Below are 19303 nucleotides of genomic sequence, written 5' to 3' on the forward strand. Positions count from 1 at the left end.
AGCGTATTGTTTACTATTTCTTATGATTAATAATTTGCTTATCCGCGCGTAACTAGTTGTATAAGCTGTGAAAAAGCCCTTGAAAACTTGTGGATAATGCAATCTTTTGCTAAAGTTGTTATACGTGATTGTATAAAATAACGTAAGTAAAATAGATATATACTATATATTGTTGTTTTAAAAATTATAACCACTATATTTAGTGAAGCTTATTTTATTACTTATGCATCAAAATTTTTAGAAAAAAACGAATGTTTCAAAAATCTTACCAATAAGAGATTAACTTAAGTCAAATATTAAAAACAATACTCACCGTAATCGTGTTTTGGGCAATGCCGTGAAAAAAATGACGAGTTGGCGGCAACACAGACAAAAATTCAAGTGAAAAAGAGTAATTATTAAAAGCATACTGAGTATCGATTGAGTATCTAGATTGCTTTAATCCAATAAAATTAATGTCATCTAATTAAAAAATTAACTAGCAATCTAAAGAAAATGGTTCCAAGGGGGATATATGTTTAGTAAAGCTAGTAATAAGCGCAGTTTATTAAGCTATTCAGGAAATGCAGCATTCAAAAAACGTATTGCACCAAAAATAGCAGCTCATATTGAAAAACCAATAGATGTTTCTTTAAGCGGAGAAGATGCCTGTTTAAATAAGTGGTTGATGGAAAATCTCAGTACGATTCTACCCATACACATCACTTTAGCGACGGGTCGGCCCTCAAAGAGGCTTGCAAAATTCTATCCTAAAAAGGCTTAATATGAGTAAAGTAAAGATAATATTATCTGACGGTACAGAATTTGAGCACGATTTTGGATGTAATAATCATTATGCCGAGATGTTTCAAATTATTCGTGAAATAATTGGTATTGATTCTCGAGTAAAATGGTTTAAAGATATAAAAGATGAATTTTATAATATACAATGTTTTGGCGATGTAAAAATCGATATTTCTAAAGATAATCCTTAAGCATTATAAATTATATAATCTTAATGTTTTCTTTTATTTGATAGAGTTGAATTAACTATTCAAGGAATGGATGTTTGATTGCGAAGTCAAACGGATTGGATTTTTATTTTTCTCTCCATACTATTTGCATAGCAAATCGCAGTATTTGTAAAGGATATGCTCAATTTACCGCCAAGAAGCCTTCTAATTATTTGTATTCGCCGCATTGGGGATGTTTTACTCGTTACTCCTTTAATTCGAACCTTTAAACGTCATTGGCCAGAAGCTAAGATTGATCTTTTGGTCTTTAAAGGGACTGAATCGATACTCAACGCCAATCCCGATATACAAAATATTATTACCATTGAAGAACATGCTGATTTTTATCAGCATTGCCAGTTAATAAAAAAAATTTTTCGCGCTTATGACATGGCGGTATCTACATTGCCTGGAGATAAAGCTAACTTATACGCTTTTGTTGCTTCGAAATATCGTTTAGGCATGTTAGGTGCGGATAAAAGTCGTTGGTGGAAACAGCGTTTACTCTCGGAAACGGTAGAGTTTGATAACATTGCTACGCATACCGTATTAATGAATTTACGTTTGGCAGAAGTTTTACAGTTAAATCCTTACGCAGAGATTGTTATCACTTGGCAGGAAAAAGATAGGCAGAAAGTAAGCCAACTCGTTGATATCAATAAAAAATTAGCTATTTTACACCTACAGCCTAAATTTTCTTACAAGGAATGGATTAAAGAAGGTTGGATAGGCGTCGCTACCTGGTTATTACAAGTCGGCTATACGGTGGTTTTAACTGGAGATAAAAATGAATTAGAAAAAAAAATTGCAGCCGAACTAATCGATAGCTTACCAGAAGGCGCTATTAATAGGGTAGGTTACTTAAATTTGAATCAACTTGGTTTTTTATTGAGTCAGGCTAAAATTTATATTGGTCCGGACACCGTAGTAACGCACATGGCGGCGGCTCTAGGTGTTCCAACGATCGCGTTATTTGGTCCAAGTAATCCAGTAAAATGGGGTCCTTGGCCCAAAGCTTGGACATTAAGCAATCCATTTGTTCGAGTTGGATCGCAACATAGAAATAATGTTTATTTAATGCAAGGTTTAGGCGTTTGCGTCCCTTGCTTTCAAGAAGGTTGTGAGCAACATATTCGAAGTCATAGTCGTTGTTTAGAAAATTTAACTGCTCAGCAAGTGATTAATAAAGTCAGAATTTTAATTAATTATCCGGATATACCTTCAGTTTAAACTATCTTTTATCTTTGCTTTCTGTGATATAAAAATGAAGACTGCAGTTGGAAAAAAGTAGATGAATTTAACATTTTAACGCTACTTCCCTAATTCGTATATGGTATATTCTGCTAGCTTTACAAGGTTTTTAAAAGTATATGCTTGCGTTAAGCGTGATTGTGATAGTAAAAGATGCCGCAAAAGATATCCAATGTTGTCTGGAATCAGTAAAGTGGGCGGATGAAATTATTATCTTGGATTCCGGTAGCCAAGATAATACGCTAGAAATTTGTCGACAATATACACAGAAAATTTTTTCCACCGATTGGCCAGGATTTGGTTTACAAAAAAATCGAGCTTTAGATAAAGCGAAAGGTAAATGGGTGTTGTCTATCGATGCAGATGAAGCCTTAAGCGCGAGCTTGATTCAAGAAATAAAACAGATTATAAGCAATACTCAGGAGCAACATGATGCTTTTGCGATTAAGAGAGCCTCATTTTTTATTGGAAAAAAGATTCGTTACGGAGATTGGGGTAGGGATAAAGTCATAAGGTTGTTTCGCCGCTTATCTCATATTCAATTTACACCCGCAATTATACATGAAAAATTAAATGGGTATGTGCATTTAGGTTGCTTGAAAGAAGTTATGTTTCACAAGACAATGGAAACTATTAGCCAAGTGTTAGTGAAGCTAGATCATTATTCTAGCTTTGGGGCTCTAATGGCTTATCACCAGCACAAAAAATCCTCTCTATTTAAAGCGATTTTGCATACAATGTGGTGTTTTATTCGTGGCTATCTATTAAGGCTAGGTTTTTTGGATGGACGTGAAGGTTTTATATTAGCTGTTTCCAATGCTTTAGGTGTTTTTTATCGTTATGTTAAATTAATCTATCTTTATCACAGGATAAACCATGTCAGTTGATGCATTGACTCCATCTCGTCCACTCAGAAATTATTTTCAACGACTTAGTCAAATTTTTGCGGTGGCGTCTGCATTTGTGTTACCACTATCAACTGCGGCGTTGATGATTTTTTTCTCAGCGACGGTGCTTTGTTGTTTATTAGCGGGGAATTGGCATGAAAAATATCTAGTTTTGCGTTATAACCCGATGGCATTGATGTTTATTTTATTTTTTGGACTATTTTTAATAGGTCTTACTTATACGACGGTGCAACGACCAATCGCTTTCCATACCGTAATAAAATATAGTAAATTTTTGCTAGGATTTTTTTTGTTTAGTACCTTTCGACATGACAAGACAGCCCAGTATGCTTTTTTTGCATTTTTATTATCGGCTAGTCTCACGTTACTTTTTTCTTTGATTAAATTTTTTGGACACTGGGATTTTGTACATCGCTTTACTGCTGATTCAGGTGTTTTTAAGGATCATATTTTTACAGGATTTTTATTAGCTTTTACCAGTTATTGTTATGCTGTTTTAGCTTTCTCAATTAAAAAAACTTGGCGCTGGTTTTTTGTTTTGCTGTTTTTAGTAGCAGCTTATAACGTATTATTTATTAATCTAAGTCGATCGGGTTATGTGGTGTTAGTTAGTTTGTTGTTATTATTAGCTTGGCAACAATTTGCTTGGAAAGGTCTCCTGGCGGGATTATTAATCTCATTTTTTTTATGTGGTAGCTTGTTGTTTTTACCTGCTAATTTTAAAGAACGCTTCAATCTAGCACAGAGTGAAGTGACCCAATATAAACAGGGAAATTTTGCTACATCGGTAGGTTTACGTTTAGAGTTTTATCATAATAGTTTTAAGTTATTTAAAGAACATCCTTGGATAGGAACAGGTACAGGAAGTTTTGCACAAGACTATTTAGCAGTTGCTGAAAATAAACAATTTGCGACTCAAAATCCCCATAATGAATATCTCAATATTGCAGTGCAATTTGGTTTATTAGGGATGGTTATTTTGTTAAGCTTGTTTATTGTTCATGCCTGGGCAAGTTTTCGATTGCAAGGTATACGTCAATATTTTGCGCAAGCGGTTTTGGTTTCTATTGCGGTGGGTTCATTGTTTAATTCTTGGCTTATGGATGTCACTCAAGGTTGTTTTTATGTTATTTTCACCGCTTTGTTGTTCGCGGGATTATCCTATAAATCTGAGAAAATTACTTTCAAATCTAATTAATTTACATTATTTAAGCCAATTTTGGCACGAATTCGTTGGTTTTCAGTTACTTTTTTTAACAAATTAAGATTTATTGGTTCTTGTTCGCGATTAGTTTGTTGATGCCACAAATGAATAACGGGAACCGCGAATTTTCCTGATTTACGATAAATCCCTGCGCGAATTAAGCGGATGACTAAGTCCGAATCTTCATATCCCCATCCTGTAAAGCTTTCATCAAAACCATTGACGGTCAAAAAATCTTCTTTCCATAAACCTAAGTTACAACTTTTTGCTCCTTGCCAATGCTTCGCTTGTAATTTTCGTAATTTATTTAATCGAATTCGTAATAAAGGAAATAAACGATTTGACTGGCGATGAAAATAGTGTAATACCCATTGTAGTGTTGTGTGTTTATAAATGGGTAAAAATTCTTGCAGGATTTTTTGCGTCAATTTTTTCTCTAGTAGTAGGCGATGGCCAGAAAGAAACCAATGAGGTTCGGCTAGTAAGTGATGATTTTCAATAAAATCGGAGAAGGGGACACAGTCGCCATCCAGAAAAATAAGATAATTATGATGGGCGCGTAGAACTGCTTTATTCCGGATTTTAGCTGCTTGAAAACCTTCATCTTTTTGCCAAACATGTTTGAGGGGATAATTAAGTTGACCTCGTAATTGGTTAATTAATAATCGAGTTTCATCGGTTGAGCCATCGTCAGCCACAATGACTTCATTCGGTAACCGTGTTTGTTGTGCTAAGGCCGATAAAACTAAATGCAAGGCATCAGGACGATTGTAGGTAGTTATAATCACAGAAATAGTTGGCAATTTTGATGACATGATAGACCCTAGCTGATTATCATTGGCGTTAAAAAATAAAAATTTTACTATATAAAATATATATCGCGCGCACTTGAAGATGTAAACTCGCATCTTGAGGTGCAATGAGTATAATGAGTATATATTTAATCACAAGCTTATGAGACGTTATTAAATTAATAGAAAACATCTATATTAAGTTTGTTTTTAACAATTTGAATTTGGATATTTTATAGGCCAGCTAACGTTCGATTTTCATTTTATTTGGCATCCATCGAATGAAACAATTACTGTATTCAATATTACGCTTACTCATCGTGTTTTTAACGAGTAGTATCGTTTTTTTTGCATTGATAGTCATTGCAGGACGAATTTTAACACCCTATTTAAACAAACAAGCACAATCGGTTTCAAACTTAGCTGCTAAACTATTGCATAAACCCGTACAAATTAAGCAATTTTCTGTGGCATGGCAGGGCTTAACCCCTATTTTTCATAGTTCTGAAGTTATTATTTGGAATGACGCTCGAACCCATCCTCTATTAAGTGTTAATCAGCTTAATATAGGTATTGATATCTTCAATAGTTTACTGAGTGGAGGTATTAAATTAGGTGCGGTTAGTGTGAATGGTATTCAGTTAGTTGCTCACCAAACTAAAGATAATCAATTAATTTTTAATGGAATTAACACATTATTCGATCAAACTTCTGCGCCTAATTCGAATGCCGTGAATGAATTAATAGGATGGTTTTTAGCTGAACCCCAGTTAAGTTTAGAAAATGCGGATTTAAAATTTTATCCAAAATCGGGTCCTGTATGGCCGACAATGCACATAAATTTACTATTAAAAAATAGCAGTGATCGACATCAATTAAGTGGGCGATTGAGTTTTTTACAAGAAAAATTTTCTGAATTAAATTTTAAAGTCAATCTGAGTGGTTCCCTGCTATCATCTTCTCAAAACCATCTTAGGGGACCTATTTATATACACGGCCAAAATATTTTTCTGGATCGATGGTTTAATCAGTGGAAACCCAGCTTGCAGCTACAAAATGCGAGAGCAAATTTTAAAATATGGGCCACGTGGCAATGGGATCATTTTACGCAATTTCAAGCGTTGATCACTAACTTACAGGCAGCATCGGTAAAAATTGATAAACAACCCACGCTTTCCTTTTCTCCTTTTTTCATGAATATACTTTGGCAAGTTACTAGCCAGAATAGCTGGAGTATAGGGGCGATGGTTCATCATTTCGGTGTGCAAGCGGGGAAAAAAACTCCAGGAATCCAAGGATTAGATGCTTATTTGCATATGACACCGCACAGGGGAAATCTTATTGCGCATTCTAACAATTTCAGCCTAGATTTTAATAAACTATTTAAAGCTCCGATACATTTGGATAGTTTATCGAGTCAATTGAATTGGCAGCAAAAAGATAATGCATGGCTAATCGAAGTCCCTAAATTTGAAGCCGCTAATCAGGATATTTCGGTTAACTCACAGTTTTCGTTATTAATTCCTAAACATGCCATTCAGTCCCAGATTAGTTTATTAGCTCACGTGAAAATAAATCATTCAACGCATATTAGCTATTATTTACCGCAAACTTTATTAGGTCCAGAGCTCAATCATTGGCTTAGTACCGCTATTAGTCAAGGATCAGGCTTAGGAAGTTTAGTATTACAGGGGCCAGTGAATCAATTTCCTTTTGATCAACATAATGGAACTTTTTTAATTGATACACAAATAAATGAGGTTACTTTAAACTACGAGCGAGCTTGGCCTATTTTGAAAAAAATTAATGGCGAACTTATTTTTTCTGGCCGGCAAATGCAAGTCTTAGTGGATTCTGCCGAGTTGCAAGATACGGCATTGAAGAATATAAAGGCCAATATACCGATAATTAAGAAAAACGTCCAAGCTATATTACATATTGCTAGTGGTCAAATTGATACTCGTTTAGAAAAAGGCCAAGCCTTTTTGCTGGCAACACCTTTGGCTCAAGGAGTTTTAAGTCAATTAAAAAATTTAATATTAACAGGCCCTTTGCAGCTTAGTATGCAAATAGCTATTCCTCTCGAATCAGGAAAACAAAAATTAAAATTACTGGGTCTAGCTCAGATTGAAAATGCTAAGTTAAAAATTCCAAAGCATGATATTCAATTAGAACAATTAATAGGACCTTTCAGCTTTAACCAGGATGGCATATCTGCCGAAAAATTGACGGGAATATTATGGAAAAAACCCATAGAATTGGCTATTCATTCCGTACCAAATTTGCAAATAACGATTCATTATGATGATCTCTTGACGCATTTAAAACCTGAACAAAATGGCTGGCGTTTCAGTATTGATAATCAAACAGCTAAAGGCACGGTTTTGATACCTAAAAGTAGTTTACAACCGATCGTAGCCAATTTTGATATTATCAATTTAGATTCATCGATTGAGTCTAAAGGAATCAACACGTGGAATTTTAAACAATTACCTAAGATCCATTTAAACGCTAGAGAAGTGCGTTATAAAGAGATGAGCTTTGGAGCAGTGCAGTTAAAATTAAGTCCCATGCTTGGAGGCGTGTTAGTTAGAGAATTAAATGCAGGGGATGCCAATTATCATCTTATAGCAAGCGGGGCATGGCATGCGGATCATTCCACCGAATTGAGAGGACAATTAGATAGCGCTAATTTAAGCAATTTTTTACGCAGCTGGGGTTTGCCAGCCAGTATCATCGCAGAACAGGCCCATATGCGATTTAATTTAAATTGGCAGGGTGCCCCCTATCAGGTGAGCTTTACTAAACTTAAAGGGTATTTTTCTTTTACGGCCAGCAATGGTCAGATTCCTGATATTGGATCGAGTAACGAAGCTAAATTAAACTTTGGTCGATTACTTACTTTTTTAAGCATACAAAGCTTAACTAAACGGTTGCAGTTGGATTTTAGTGATTTAAAAACTAAAGGTTTTGATTTTACTAAGTTACAAGGTAATTTTACTTTAAGAAATGGTAATGCTATCACGCGTGATGTGACTATCGAAGGTCCAGTTGCTTCAATAAGTATTGCTGGACGAATTGGAATGTTAAATAAGGACTATGATTTAGTGGTTAAAGTGGTACCGCATTTTACATCCAGTTTACCGGTGATAGTTGGATTGGCAGGTGGCCCGGTTGCCGGTGTTGTAACCTGGTTAGCCAATGCGGTATTAGGTTCTACCGTACAAAAAATTGCTGAGACCTCCTATCATATTACTGGATCTTGGAGTAAACCGGATGTAGTTAAAACTTCTGCTTAAGCCTATCAACTAAAAAACCAACATAGTTTACCTCAACAATATATTGCGATAAATTGTTGCATTTATTTTTATAAAATAAGATTAACAAGAGGTATTATGCCAGTAAGAGCACAAAAAAAATTTTCTTTATTTCCAAATAGAAACGTAAACCTAAACAAGCATAGTTTCTTTTTTTATCTAGATTGTGCTGCAGGTGAAGGATTAATTAATCTTTTGCTTACTGAATTGAAAAAAATTTCTAACCTTGAATTTGAATTCTATCTTAAATTTATTTTAAAGAAATGTATTAATGTGAATCGAAGTTTTTCTGATGCAGTCGAATTTTTTTCGATTTGGTTAGAAAAATCCCCTGATAGTCTTTTAGAAAAATTAAAAAATGCAGAGCTAAAGCGATATTTCAATAGAACTGAATTTGGTCATGACGGCGATAAATGGTATTTTCCTCACTTACTACACGTATTCTCAACATTAATAGAAAAAAAATCAATAACAGCTACTGTAATTTTGGAATACTTATTTTCAACTTTCGATTTTTTTAGTATCCCAGAGATTTTTGTCACAGAAGTTATTGGTTATGATCGATTAGAAGGGTGTATTAAAGAAAGTCCTACCATTTTTAAACAAGCTTTATTATTGAAAATTAATGACTTTGTAAAAAAGAATGAAACGATTGATATAGGTTTGCGTAGTTTCAGATATTTAAATTATGAAAGACAATTCATTAATCCCATTAAAAGAATAAAAACACAATCAGATAAACAAACCGATCGGTTGGAATTAGTTGCATACACCCAAACAGGAGGTTTTTTTATTTATCCAGAGATTAATAACTTCAATCCATCTGAATCTAGTATTTTATTTCCTCGATCTACTTATAGATAGAGGGAGTAATCGCTATTAAATTTGTTGAGATGAGTAAAATTGCATCCTGACTTCAGCTAAGTTAGGATGGCGAGTATGATGAAAAATAATCTAACTTTAGCCTGTGAAACCTTATTAGATCCCGCTGGACTGACTGAAAATCAATTACAAGTAATTTTAGGCCGCTTATTAACGCCTAAAGTGGATATGGCTGATCTGTATTTCCAAGCCAGTCAATTAGAGAGCTGGGTATTAGAAGATAGTATCGTTAAAAATGGAAGCTTTAATATTGAACGTGGTGTTGGCGTACGTGCCATCAGCGGTGATAAGACCGGTTTTGCCTATTCCGATGATATTGTATTACCCGCTTTAGAGTCTGCCGCCACCATGGCTGCGAGTATTGCTAAAGTTGGACAGCATGGCCAAATTCACGCTTGGCAAAAAAATCCGCTTTTAAAGTCATTATATCAACCGATTAACCCTATTTCTTCCTGGACAGAACAGGAAAAATTAAGCTTACTCCGTCAAGTAGATGAAGTGGCACGTGCTTGTGATCCGCGTATTAAACACGTTAATGTCAGTTTAGTAGGGGCACAAGAAGTGATCCTAGTGATTAATAGTGAGGGTGGTATGGCGGCTGATATTCGTCCTTTAGTTCGGTTAAATATTAGTGTGATTGCAGAAGATAAAGGGCTGCGTGAGCAAGGTTTTGCTGGGGGGGGTGGTAGAACCGGTTATAGCTATTTTATTACGGATCAGGTAGCCACTGACTTAGCAAAAGAAGCAGTCCGTTTAGCACTATTGAATTTAGAGGCAGTGAAAGCTCCTGCAGGTACGCTGCCGGTCGTGTTAGGGCCTGGTTGGCCAGGCGTTTTATTGCATGAAGCCGTAGGCCATGGTTTAGAAGGAGACTTCAATCGTAAAGGGAGCTCTGCATTTTCAGGTCGAATGGGTGAACGTGTTGCTTCAGCGGGATGTACGGTAGTGGACGACGGAACGATGCCTAATCGGCGCGGATCGCTGACTATTGATGATGAAGGTACACCTACTCAACGTACCGTTTTAATTGAGAAGGGTATTTTGAAAGCGTATATGATGGATAAATTAAATGCGCGATTGATGGGAACGCAATCGACAGGAAATGGTCGTCGCGAATCGTTTGCGTATTTACCGATGCCGCGTATGACGAATACTTATATGCTGCCTGGTCCTTATGTTCCAGAAGAAATTATAGCGACAGTAAAAAAAGGGATTTATGCGGTGAATTTTTCTGGAGGGCAGGTGGATATAACCTCAGGAAAATTTGTATTCTCTGCTTGTGAAGCTTACTTAATTGAGAATGGTCAAGTGACGCGGCCTGTTAAAGGAGCGACCTTGATTGGCAATGGACCTGATGTGTTAACACAAGTTTCTATGATTGGTAATGATCTTAAATTAGATAATGGCATTGGCAGTTGCGGTAAAGAAGGTCAGAGTATTCCTGTCGGTGTCGGACAACCTACATTAAAAATTGATGCGTTAACCGTGGGTGGTACTGCCATTTAATTAAGAAAAGATATGACAGAACAACAGACATCGCAATATCATACGGGTTTTTATAGTTATCGACGTTTATTGTATTACCTTCGCCATTATTGGAGTTGGTTTTTATTAGGTATCATTGGGACTATTTTATTAGCCAGCACGGATGCCGGACTTATTTGGTTTTTAAAACCCTTACTGAATAAAGGTTTTGTCGATAAAGATGAACATTTTATACATTACCTTCCTTTTATTTTAATTTTTGCTTTTTTAATTCGCGGTTTAGCGAATTTTTCATCTAGTTATTGCTTAGCACGGGTTGCAAGAAGTGTCGTGATGAATATACGACAAGACATACTGGTTAAATTATTACGTTTACCCGCTAAATTTTATGACAATACAACATCGGGTCAATTACTTTCTACCATTATTTATAATGTGGATCAGGTGGCCAATGCGAGTACCGATGCGTTAATTACATTAGTACAAGAAAGTTTTTTTGTGCTGGGATTAATTGTTGTCATGTTAATGGCGAGTTGGCAGTTGAGCCTATTGTTTTTTATTACGGTTCCAACCATGATTTGGATAGCTCGCTATTCTAGTCGACGTATGCGTAGCTTAAATAGTGCCGTTCAGGAATCAATGAGTGAAATGACGCAAGTGGCAGAAGAGGTTATCGATGGTTATAAAGTGATAAGAACGTTTGGTGGCGAAGAATATGAAATTAAAAAATTTAAAAATTTATTAGCTAGGAATCGTTTTCGTGAATTAAAGGTGGTTGTGACGAATTCTCTTGCCAGTTCCGGTGTGCAACTTATTGCCGGTGCCATTGCCGTAGTGACTATTTACTTAGCCATTTCACATTTAACACATATTACTGCGGGTGGATTTACTTCCATGGTAGGGGCCATGTTATTATTACTAAAACCCATGCGTAATTTAGCGGCGGTGAATAGCATCATACAGCGTGGGATTGCTGCAGCGGGTAGCATTTTTAATTTATTAGATGAAAAAAATGAATTAGATGCAGGCACACACACACTTAACGTACTTAAAGGTTGTTTAGAATATCGAAAGGTAAGTTTTGCCTATTTATCTCAACAACCTATTTTAGAGGATATCAGTTTTAAAATAAATCCCGGCGAAACGATTGCCTTGGTTGGGCGTTCAGGGAGTGGAAAATCTACTTTGGTGAATTTATTGCCCCGTTTCTATGATAATTATTTAGGAAAAATTTTAATCGACGGGGTTGATATCCGTGAACTAAAACTTAAAGATTTACGTAGTCAATTTGCTTTAGTATCCCAGCACGTTACGTTATTTAATGACACCATTGCACATAATATTGCTTATGGACAATTAAGTGATGTGAGTGAGTCAATGATAGTACGTGCAGCTAGGGCAGCCCATGCCATTGAGTTTATCGAACAATTACCTCAAGGTCTTAATACTTTAATTGGTGAAAATGGTGTGTTATTATCCGGCGGTCAACGACAAAGGATTGCCATTGCACGCGCTTTACTTAAAAATGCCCCCTTTTTAATTTTAGATGAAGCAACCTCTGCATTAGATACCGAAGCTGAGCGCCATATTCAAGCGGCATTAGAAGAACTTATGCATAATCGCACTACGTTGGTTATTGCCCATCGGCTTTCAACGGTAGAAAGAGCAAAGCAGATTTTAGTTTTAGATGCGGGTCGTATCGTAGAAAGAGGGACACACCAGGAACTACTCACAAAAAATGGTTATTACGCCAAACTTTATAGTATGCAGTTTAGAGATTAATAAGTTTAAAAAAAATGGAATGGAATAGAAATTACTGCTATAAAATTTATTTTTCTAAATTTTATTTATCTACCTATGGAAAAATAACTCCATGAGATACAAGTCTATCATAATCCCCAACTAATTTTTAAAATATAATGAGATCTAGTCCTATAATAGGTAGGCAATTATATGATGATTTTTTTTTCTGTAATAATAACTTTTTTTATTACTATTTTCTGTGTTGTTTTATTGTCTCCACTCGCTTTACGATTAAATTTAATTGATACGCCGGATATTCGAAAACAACATCAAGGAAATATTCCTTTGATTGGTGGTTTAGCAATGCTGATGGGTTTATTAGTCGGCTTGTTAACGTTGCCTATTTCCCTGCAAAATTATCGTAGTTTTATTGCGGGATCGGCTTTATTAGTTTTTGTGGGTATGTTGGATGATTTTCGAGAGTTATCAGCGAAAAGTCGTTTTTTTGCACAAATTATTGCGGTATTGTTAATGATTTTTTGGGGGAATGTTTATATTACCTATCTCGGTAATCTATTTTTTTTAAAAGCTATTTATTTAGGGCATTACACCAGTTTAATAGTGACGTTAATTGCCGGATTGGGAATTATTAATACCATCAATATGATAGACGGAGTGGATGGTTTAGCGGGAACTTTAGTTTTAGTGGAATTAATCTTATTAATTTATTGCGCGATGGCGACACAGCATTTTCCAGTGGCTACTCTATTATTGTTATTGGTAGCCAGTGTGTTAGGTTTTCTTTGCTTTAACTTTCCTTTTCCAGGTCGTGCCTATGCGCAAATATTTATGGGTGACGCGGGGAGTATGTTGTTAGGTTTTTCTTTAGTTTGGTTTTTAATTGAGCTTTCACAAAGCAACTTTCGGCCGATAACGCCCGTGACGATGTTGTGGATTATGTCGGTCCCGTTATTTGATGCGACTGCCGTGATGCTTTATCGGTTAATAAAAGGTCAATCGGTTATTTTTTCAGACAGACAACATGGGCACCATTTATTATTAGCTTTAAATTTTTCTCCTTTACAAATTAATATTCTTTTCGGGAGTGCAAATTTTGTATTAGGTTTAGTTGGCTTGTGCGCTTTTTATTATCGATTTAATGAAAGTGTAATGTTTATGAGTTTTTTACTATTTTTTATTTTTTATTTTTTTGTTGTCAATTATTGTCGCAATTTGTTAGTAAAAAATTCAAAATAGTTTATTTTTTGTGCGTTTATTTAATGAAATTTAAAAAATACTTGCATTCTTTTACAATTATGTATAAAAACTAAGTGTCACTAGCTGTTCTATGGTGTAATGCTATAAGCAGTAGGTATTAGTGACAGAAAAATTTTTCTTATCCATTTTTATTACAGGGGATAGTGATCATGATCATGAAAAAGTCAGGTTTAGTTATCGCTGCTGCTGCAGCTGCTATATTTTTATCTGGTTGTGCAACAGGTGCGCGCAACATTCCAGAAAATACACCAATCTGTGAAACACCTTGTGCAACACCTTGCGTGCCTCCATGTAATACATGTAAATGTATGAGCCGATGCAAGCAAACGTGTCCTCCAAAAAGACATCACCGCCACCATCGTCATTGCAGAACCGCTGAAAATGCAACCAGCCAAATGAATGGATAATAATTAGTTTTCAGTGATTTATGGCTGTTCATTAGCCATATGACTATGTACAATAAAGCCGCGTATTGATACGCGGCTTTTCTTATTAAAAGATTTTTTTTATAGGTTAGTTCCTCACAATGGATGCTTTTCTAGGTTTTGGTCTTGGTTTGCGAACCCAACATTATTCTTACATTTTAGAACATCGGCCTGAAATAGATTGGTTTGAAGCAATTACTGAAGATTATTTAGTTCCCGGTGGTAAACCACTACATTATCTTAATCGTATACGCGAGCACTATCCGTTGGTGATGCACGGCGTTTCTTTGTCGATAGGAAGTTGTGATCCCCTGAATAGGGAATATTTAAAAAAAGTAAAAGCGCTGGCTGATAAAATACAACCTGTTTGGATTTCCGATCATTTATGTTGGACAGGAGTTGATGGCTTAAATACGCATGATTTATTGCCATTACCTTATACTGAAGAAGCTTTGAAACACGTGGTTGATCGCGTTAAACAAGTACAAGATTTTTTAGGTCGCCAGATCTTGTTAGAAAATGTTTCAAGTTACATCGAATATCGTGATTCCAAGGTAACGGAATGGGAATTTCTAACGACTATCGCTGAACAAGCGGACTGCTTAATCTTACTTGATATTAACAATATTTATGTGAGCTCTGTAAATCATCATTTTGATCCATTACACTATTTAAATGCAATCCCTGTCCATCGAGTACGGCAGTTTCACTTAGCAGGACATAAAAATTGTGGGGATTATATTATAGATACACATGATGCACCTATTATCGATGGGGTTTGGTCTCTTTATGCGCAAGCAGTAAAACGATTTGGGAGAGTTGCGACCATGATAGAACGTGATGACGAGATACCTGAGTTTCCAGTTTTATTTGCTGAGTTGCAACAGGCCAAAAAGATAGCAAAAAATATTTGGAAGGAAAATGTCTGCATTAGCTAATTTGCAACATAGATTGCAAACCCATTTAATGGGAGAAGATAAGCAAATTTTAAACCAGCTAGTATCGCCAGTAAAAGGGACGGTATACGAACGCTTAGCCGTCTATCGTAATGCCTATGATTGGCGTTTAATTGATGCTTTACATCAAGAGTATGGGTTGTTAGCTAAGCTATTAGGTGATGAAGCCTTTACCGTGCTGGCAGAAGACTTTATTGATACCTATCCATCGCAATTTTATTCGATAGCAAAGTTTAGTGAGCCATTAGTACAATTTCTAACCGAACAAGAACCTTATTCTGAACAACTCTATTTGAGTGAATTAACGCAATTAATTAAGGGCTTAATTACGAGTTTAGAAGCAGCCGATGCGCCTTGTTTGAATTTTGAAGTATTAGCGAATATTGCTGAACAAAACTGGCCCTCATTATGTTTTAAATTTCATCCTTCAGTACAATATTTTAGCTTTAATTATAATAGCTATGCGATATGGCAAGCCTTAATTCAAGAAAAACCCCTACCAGAAGTACGGATGATTAAGAATCATTGCGTAGTTTGGCGTAAAAGATTACAGTCTTACGCAGTGGTTTTAACTGAGGCGGAGGCATTAGTTTTACATCTATTACAACAAGGTTTTTGTTTTGCAGATGTCTGTGAAGCAGTTTATGATAAAGGCTTTATGAGTGAGTCCCAAGCGGCTAGCTTTGTCGCTAATTTGTTAGCAAATTGGCTAAATAATCATTTATTTTCGGAGGTTCAACTCTCTTAAATGGCGACACGATATATATTTATTACGGGAGGAGTGGTTTCTTCCTTAGGGAAAGGGATTGCTGCAGCCTCCTTAGGAGCTATTTTAGAGTCTCGTGGGCTGAAAGTTAGCTTACTCAAGTTGGATCCCTATTTAAATCTTGATCCGGGAACGATGAGTCCTTATCAACATGGTGAAGTGTTTGTTACGGAAGATGGAGCAGAAACCGATTTAGATTTAGGTCATTATGAACGTTTCGTTCGCGCAAAAATGACTAAAGACAATAATTTTACTGCTGGGCAGATTTACGCCCGAGTATTACGTAAAGAACGCCGCGGTGATTATTTAGGTGGTACTGTGCAAGTTATTCCACACGTTACCGATGAAATTAAACAAGCAATATTAAAAGGTGCGCACGGAGCCGATATTGCTTTAGTCGAAATTGGTGGAACGGTCGGGGATATTGAATCTTTACCGTTCTTAGAAGCGATTCGTCAATTACGTATTGAACTGGGTAGTCAATTTACCTTATTTATTCATTTGACGTTAGTCCCTTATATTAGTACGGCAGGTGAAATTAAAACTAAACCTACCCAACATTCCACCAAAGAATTACGCTCTATCGGTATTCAGGCCGATATGCTTATCTGTCGCTCCAAGGAAGAAATTCCAGAGCATGCACGTGAAAAAATTGCTTTATTTACTAATGTTGAACTATCAGGCGTCATATCTTTGCCCGATGTGAATAATATTTATCGGATACCCTTGTTATTGCACCAACAAAGCGTTGATGAAAGGGTATTACAACGTTTTGGTTTGAAAGATTATCCGCCGGCCGATTTAAAAGCTTGGGCAGAAGTCGTTTCGGCCAAAGAAAATCCTACCGCCGAAGTTAAAATTGGGATGGTTGGAAAATATATGGGTCTAGCGGATTCCTATAAATCCTTGAGTGAAGCCTTAATACATGCAGGCATTAAAACACATACGCATGTGAATGTGGTATATATCGACGCGGAAGCTTTAGAGCAACAGGGCGTCAAACTACTGGAGCCCTTGGATGCTATTTTGGTACCTGGTGGTTTTGGTAAACGAGGAATAGCTGGAAAGATTCTAGCGGCGCAATATGCGCGTGAAAATAACATACCTTATTTAGGAATTTGTTTAGGTATGCAAACGGCCTTGATCGAATTCGCTCGTCATGTCGCGGGATTAACCAATGCCCATAGCACTGAATTTGATGCGGATACACCTTATCCAGTGGTTGCTTTGGTAACAGAATGGACTACTGTGGATGGCCAACTTGAAAAACGCGATAAAGATTCAGATTTAGGGGGTACGATGCGTTTAGGTGGCCAAATTTGCTGTCTAAAAAAAGAAACTCAGGCTAGAGAATTATATAGTCGTGATCGCATTATTGAACGCCATCGGCATCGTTATGAAGTTAACAATCAATTATTACCTTCATTAGAAAAGGCTGGATTAGTTGTTTCTGGCCGTTCCGAAGATGGAACTTTGGTTGAGATGATCGAGTTAGAAAATCATCCTTGGTTTATAGGATGTCAATTTCATCCTGAATTTACATCGAATCCACGCGATGGTCATCCATTATTTGTAGGCTTTGTTGAGGCAGCAAAGTTGCAGCATAAACATTTAACTGAAAGCCCAACCCATTCTCCCACTAATTTTTTGTAATTTAATAGCTTCTCTATTCATGCATAGATTTTATGTAGTTAAAATAACATAACAGTAGAATTATGGTTAAATCCGCATTGTATAAAAAATATTATCTTGCTTGGAATGATATTGCAGACGGCTTGAAATCCTGGCGAATTTGGTTATTACTTGCTTGGCATGCGGTAAAACTCCGTTATCGCCGTTCGACATTAGGACCATTTTGGATCACCATCAGTATGGCGATTACTATCTATACCATGGGGATACTTTATGGTCATCTATTCAAAATAAATTTAGCCGTCTATTACCCTTTTCTTGCAACAGGAATTTTGGGTTGGAATTTAATTTCATTGATCGTTAATGATGCAACAGTAACGTTTGTTAGTGCTGATCAATTTATAAAACAAATGAAACAACCGTACTCATTTTTTCTGTTTCAGTCTGTTACGCGAAACTTTATTATATTTTTTCATAATAGCTTAGTATTACTTCCCTTAATATTATTTTTTTCTCTTAAAATTAATTTCAGTACACTCTTTATATTTATCAGTTTATTGATACTCTGGATCAATGCAGTTTGTTATAGCGCTATATTGGCTCTTTTGGGGACACGGTTTCGCGATATCCCGATATTAGTAGCCAGTTTAATACAAGTTGTTTTTTTCTTAACCCCTATTTTATGGTCTCCGAGTATTTTACCCGCACGTTATCATTACGTTATTGACTTAAATCCTTTTGCACAATTTATGGAATTATTTAGAAGCCCTTTATTAGGTGCATTACCTTCAAACTATACGTTAATCACAACTTTAGGTTTGACTATATTAGGTATTTTTTCTGCCTTTATAATTTTTAGCCGCTATCGTGCTAGAATTGCCTATTGGTTGTAATGAGTATTTTGTAATGGCATTAATACAACTTAATTCCTTAACGGTTGATTTTCCTATCTATCATCTCAATGCTCGTTCAATTAGAAAACGTTTCCTGCGTCTAACGGGCGGCGCTTTACGTAAGGAGACAGCGCATACCGTCGTTGTTAAAGCCTTAGATAATGTCAGCTTTACTTTAGAGCATGGAGATCGGGTGGGTTTGATTGGGCATAATGGCGCAGGAAAAAGCACTTTACTACGTGTACTTGCTAAGATATATGAGCCTACGCAAGGAAGTATCCATATACAGGGTAGCGTATCTCCTCTTTTGAATGTCATGTTAGGGATTAATCAAGAATCAACAGGTTATGAAAATATTTTAGTGCGCGGACTTTTGTTAGGTCTTGGTCAAAAAGAGATTAAAGCGAAAATGCAGGAAATTGCAGATTTTACGGAGTTAGGCGAATATTTGTCAGTACCTATACGTACTTATTCTGCAGGAATGCAACTGCGTTTAGCTTTTGCAGTGGCAACTTGTATAAAGCCAGATATTCTATTGATGGATGAGATGATAGAGGCTGGAGATGCGGCGTTCAAGATAAAAGCAGAAGCACGTTTAGCAGAGTTTATTGAACAATCCAGTATTATGGTTTTAGCCTCACATTCTAACGAAACGATTCAAAGGCTTTGTAATAAAGTCGTGTTGTTAGAAAAGGGAAAGCTTAAATACGTGGGTAACCTAGAAGAAGGCTTAAAGTTTTATTCTCAAGTTAACTAAGCTTAGACTTAGTTTCAACAAGA

General features: G+C 36.1%; 17 protein-coding genes. 15 read left to right on the forward strand and 2 right to left on the reverse strand.

Annotation, left to right across the window (positions count from 1 at the left end; translation table 11 throughout):
- The first annotated feature begins 514 nt into the window (after window positions 1–514).
- From ACICP9_RS02035 to ACICP9_RS02055, 5 genes are all read left to right on the forward strand, one after another.
- A complete protein-coding gene (locus ACICP9_RS02035) occupies window positions 515–763 on the forward strand; it encodes a hypothetical protein (RefSeq protein ID WP_071662449.1) in 249 nt (82 codons plus the stop codon).
- A gap of 1 nt (window position 764) precedes the next feature.
- A complete protein-coding gene (locus ACICP9_RS02040) occupies window positions 765–974 on the forward strand; it encodes a hypothetical protein (RefSeq protein ID WP_071662448.1) in 210 nt (69 codons plus the stop codon).
- Window positions 975–1130: 156 nt separating this feature from the next.
- The gene (locus ACICP9_RS02045; RefSeq protein ID WP_395498429.1) at window positions 1131–2222 is read left to right on the forward strand and encodes a glycosyltransferase family 9 protein; all 1092 of its coding nucleotides are present in this window, start codon (window positions 1131–1133) and stop codon (window positions 2220–2222) included.
- 140 nt (window positions 2223–2362) lie between these two features.
- A complete protein-coding gene (locus ACICP9_RS02050; protein ID WP_395498431.1) occupies window positions 2363–3130 on the forward strand; it encodes a glycosyltransferase family 2 protein in 768 nt (255 codons plus the stop codon).
- Window positions 3120–4349 (forward strand): O-antigen ligase family protein, encoded by a 1230-nt coding sequence (locus tag ACICP9_RS02055; protein ID WP_395498433.1) that lies wholly within the window; start codon window positions 3120–3122, stop codon window positions 4347–4349. The genes ACICP9_RS02050 and ACICP9_RS02055 overlap by 11 nt, the downstream gene beginning before the upstream one ends.
- Here ACICP9_RS02055 and ACICP9_RS02060 read toward each other — a convergent pair.
- Window positions 4346–5170, reverse strand: a complete 825-nt coding sequence (locus ACICP9_RS02060) for a glycosyltransferase family 2 protein (protein ID WP_395498435.1) — start codon at window positions 5168–5170, stop codon at window positions 4346–4348. The genes ACICP9_RS02055 and ACICP9_RS02060 overlap by 4 nt on opposite strands.
- A 257-nt stretch (window positions 5171–5427) precedes the next feature.
- Between ACICP9_RS02060 and ACICP9_RS02065 the strand changes: the two genes are divergently transcribed.
- From ACICP9_RS02065 to ACICP9_RS02085, 5 genes are all read left to right on the forward strand, one after another.
- Complete coding sequence (locus ACICP9_RS02065; RefSeq protein ID WP_395498437.1) at window positions 5428–8445, forward strand: YhdP family protein; 3018 nt, start codon at window positions 5428–5430, stop codon at window positions 8443–8445.
- A gap of 96 nt (window positions 8446–8541) precedes the next feature.
- Window positions 8542–9327, forward strand: coding sequence for a hypothetical protein (locus ACICP9_RS02070; protein ID WP_395498438.1), 786 nt, complete (start codon window positions 8542–8544; stop codon window positions 9325–9327).
- Window positions 9328–9405: 78 nt separating this feature from the next.
- Window positions 9406–10851, forward strand: a complete 1446-nt coding sequence (gene tldD / locus ACICP9_RS02075) for a metalloprotease TldD (RefSeq protein ID WP_395498902.1) — start codon at window positions 9406–9408, stop codon at window positions 10849–10851.
- A gap of 12 nt (window positions 10852–10863) precedes the next feature.
- Window positions 10864–12612 (forward strand): lipid A export permease/ATP-binding protein MsbA, encoded by a 1749-nt coding sequence (gene msbA / locus ACICP9_RS02080; protein ID WP_395498440.1) that lies wholly within the window; start codon window positions 10864–10866, stop codon window positions 12610–12612.
- Window positions 12613–12783: 171 nt separating this feature from the next.
- Entirely contained in the window at window positions 12784–13830 is a 1047-nt protein-coding gene (locus tag ACICP9_RS02085) for an MraY family glycosyltransferase (RefSeq protein ID WP_395498442.1), read from the forward strand.
- A gap of 139 nt (window positions 13831–13969) precedes the next feature.
- On the opposite strand, the gene ACICP9_RS02090 is transcribed toward ACICP9_RS02085, so the two are convergent.
- Window positions 13970–14173, reverse strand: coding sequence for a hypothetical protein (locus ACICP9_RS02090; protein ID WP_071662439.1), 204 nt, complete (start codon window positions 14171–14173; stop codon window positions 13970–13972).
- Between the two features lie 204 nt (window positions 14174–14377).
- On the opposite strand from ACICP9_RS02090, the gene ACICP9_RS02095 reads away from it, so the two are divergent.
- From ACICP9_RS02095 to ACICP9_RS02115, 5 genes are all read left to right on the forward strand, one after another.
- Entirely contained in the window at window positions 14378–15214 is an 837-nt protein-coding gene (locus ACICP9_RS02095; protein ID WP_395498444.1) for a DUF692 domain-containing protein, read from the forward strand.
- Complete coding sequence (locus tag ACICP9_RS02100) at window positions 15198–15980, forward strand: putative DNA-binding domain-containing protein (RefSeq protein ID WP_395498446.1); 783 nt, start codon at window positions 15198–15200, stop codon at window positions 15978–15980. Before ACICP9_RS02095 ends, ACICP9_RS02100 begins: the two co-directional genes overlap by 17 nt.
- Window positions 15981–17651, forward strand: a complete 1671-nt coding sequence (locus ACICP9_RS02105) for a CTP synthase (protein WP_395498448.1) — start codon at window positions 15981–15983, stop codon at window positions 17649–17651.
- Between the two features lie 62 nt (window positions 17652–17713).
- Window positions 17714–18523 carry an ABC transporter permease gene (locus ACICP9_RS02110; RefSeq protein ID WP_395498450.1) on the forward strand — a complete coding sequence of 270 codons (810 nt, stop codon included), beginning with the start codon at window positions 17714–17716 and terminating at the stop codon, window positions 18521–18523.
- Window positions 18498–19280: an ABC transporter ATP-binding protein gene (locus ACICP9_RS02115; RefSeq protein ID WP_395498452.1), complete on the forward strand. Its 783-nt coding sequence runs from the start codon at window positions 18498–18500 to the stop codon at window positions 19278–19280. Before ACICP9_RS02110 ends, ACICP9_RS02115 begins: the two co-directional genes overlap by 26 nt.
- The last annotated feature ends 23 nt before the right edge of the window (window positions 19281–19303 follow it).

Origin of the sequence: Rickettsiella endosymbiont of Litargus connexus (genome assembly GCF_964277335.1) — a bacterium.
Taxonomy (GTDB): Bacteria; Pseudomonadota; Gammaproteobacteria; order Diplorickettsiales; family Diplorickettsiaceae; genus Aquirickettsiella; species Aquirickettsiella isopodorum.

Excerpts from the sequence above, each read along its gene's own strand:
- ACICP9_RS02035 (WP_071662449.1), top strand. The coding sequence starts at position 515 with ATGTTTAGTAAAGCTAGTAATAAGCGCAGTTTATTAAGCTATTCAGGA.
- ACICP9_RS02040 (WP_071662448.1), top strand. The coding sequence starts at position 765 with ATGAGTAAAGTAAAGATAATATTATCTGACGGTACAGAATTTGAGCAC.
- ACICP9_RS02045 (WP_395498429.1), top strand. The coding sequence starts at position 1,131 with ATGCTCAATTTACCGCCAAGAAGCCTTCTAATTATTTGTATTCGCCGC.
- ACICP9_RS02050 (WP_395498431.1), top strand. The coding sequence starts at position 2,363 with ATGCTTGCGTTAAGCGTGATTGTGATAGTAAAAGATGCCGCAAAAGAT.
- ACICP9_RS02055 (WP_395498433.1), top strand. The coding sequence starts at position 3,120 with ATGTCAGTTGATGCATTGACTCCATCTCGTCCACTCAGAAATTATTTT.
- ACICP9_RS02060 (WP_395498435.1), bottom strand. The coding sequence starts at position 5,170 with ATGTCATCAAAATTGCCAACTATTTCTGTGATTATAACTACCTACAAT.
- ACICP9_RS02065 (WP_395498437.1), top strand. The coding sequence starts at position 5,428 with ATGAAACAATTACTGTATTCAATATTACGCTTACTCATCGTGTTTTTA.
- ACICP9_RS02070 (WP_395498438.1), top strand. The coding sequence starts at position 8,542 with ATGCCAGTAAGAGCACAAAAAAAATTTTCTTTATTTCCAAATAGAAAC.
- tldD (WP_395498902.1), top strand. The coding sequence starts at position 9,406 with ATGAAAAATAATCTAACTTTAGCCTGTGAAACCTTATTAGATCCCGCT.
- msbA (WP_395498440.1), top strand. The coding sequence starts at position 10,864 with ATGACAGAACAACAGACATCGCAATATCATACGGGTTTTTATAGTTAT.
- ACICP9_RS02085 (WP_395498442.1), top strand. The coding sequence starts at position 12,784 with ATGATGATTTTTTTTTCTGTAATAATAACTTTTTTTATTACTATTTTC.
- ACICP9_RS02095 (WP_395498444.1), top strand. The coding sequence starts at position 14,378 with ATGGATGCTTTTCTAGGTTTTGGTCTTGGTTTGCGAACCCAACATTAT.
- ACICP9_RS02100 (WP_395498446.1), top strand. The coding sequence starts at position 15,198 with ATGTCTGCATTAGCTAATTTGCAACATAGATTGCAAACCCATTTAATG.
- ACICP9_RS02105 (WP_395498448.1), top strand. The coding sequence starts at position 15,981 with ATGGCGACACGATATATATTTATTACGGGAGGAGTGGTTTCTTCCTTA.
- ACICP9_RS02110 (WP_395498450.1), top strand. The coding sequence starts at position 17,714 with ATGGTTAAATCCGCATTGTATAAAAAATATTATCTTGCTTGGAATGAT.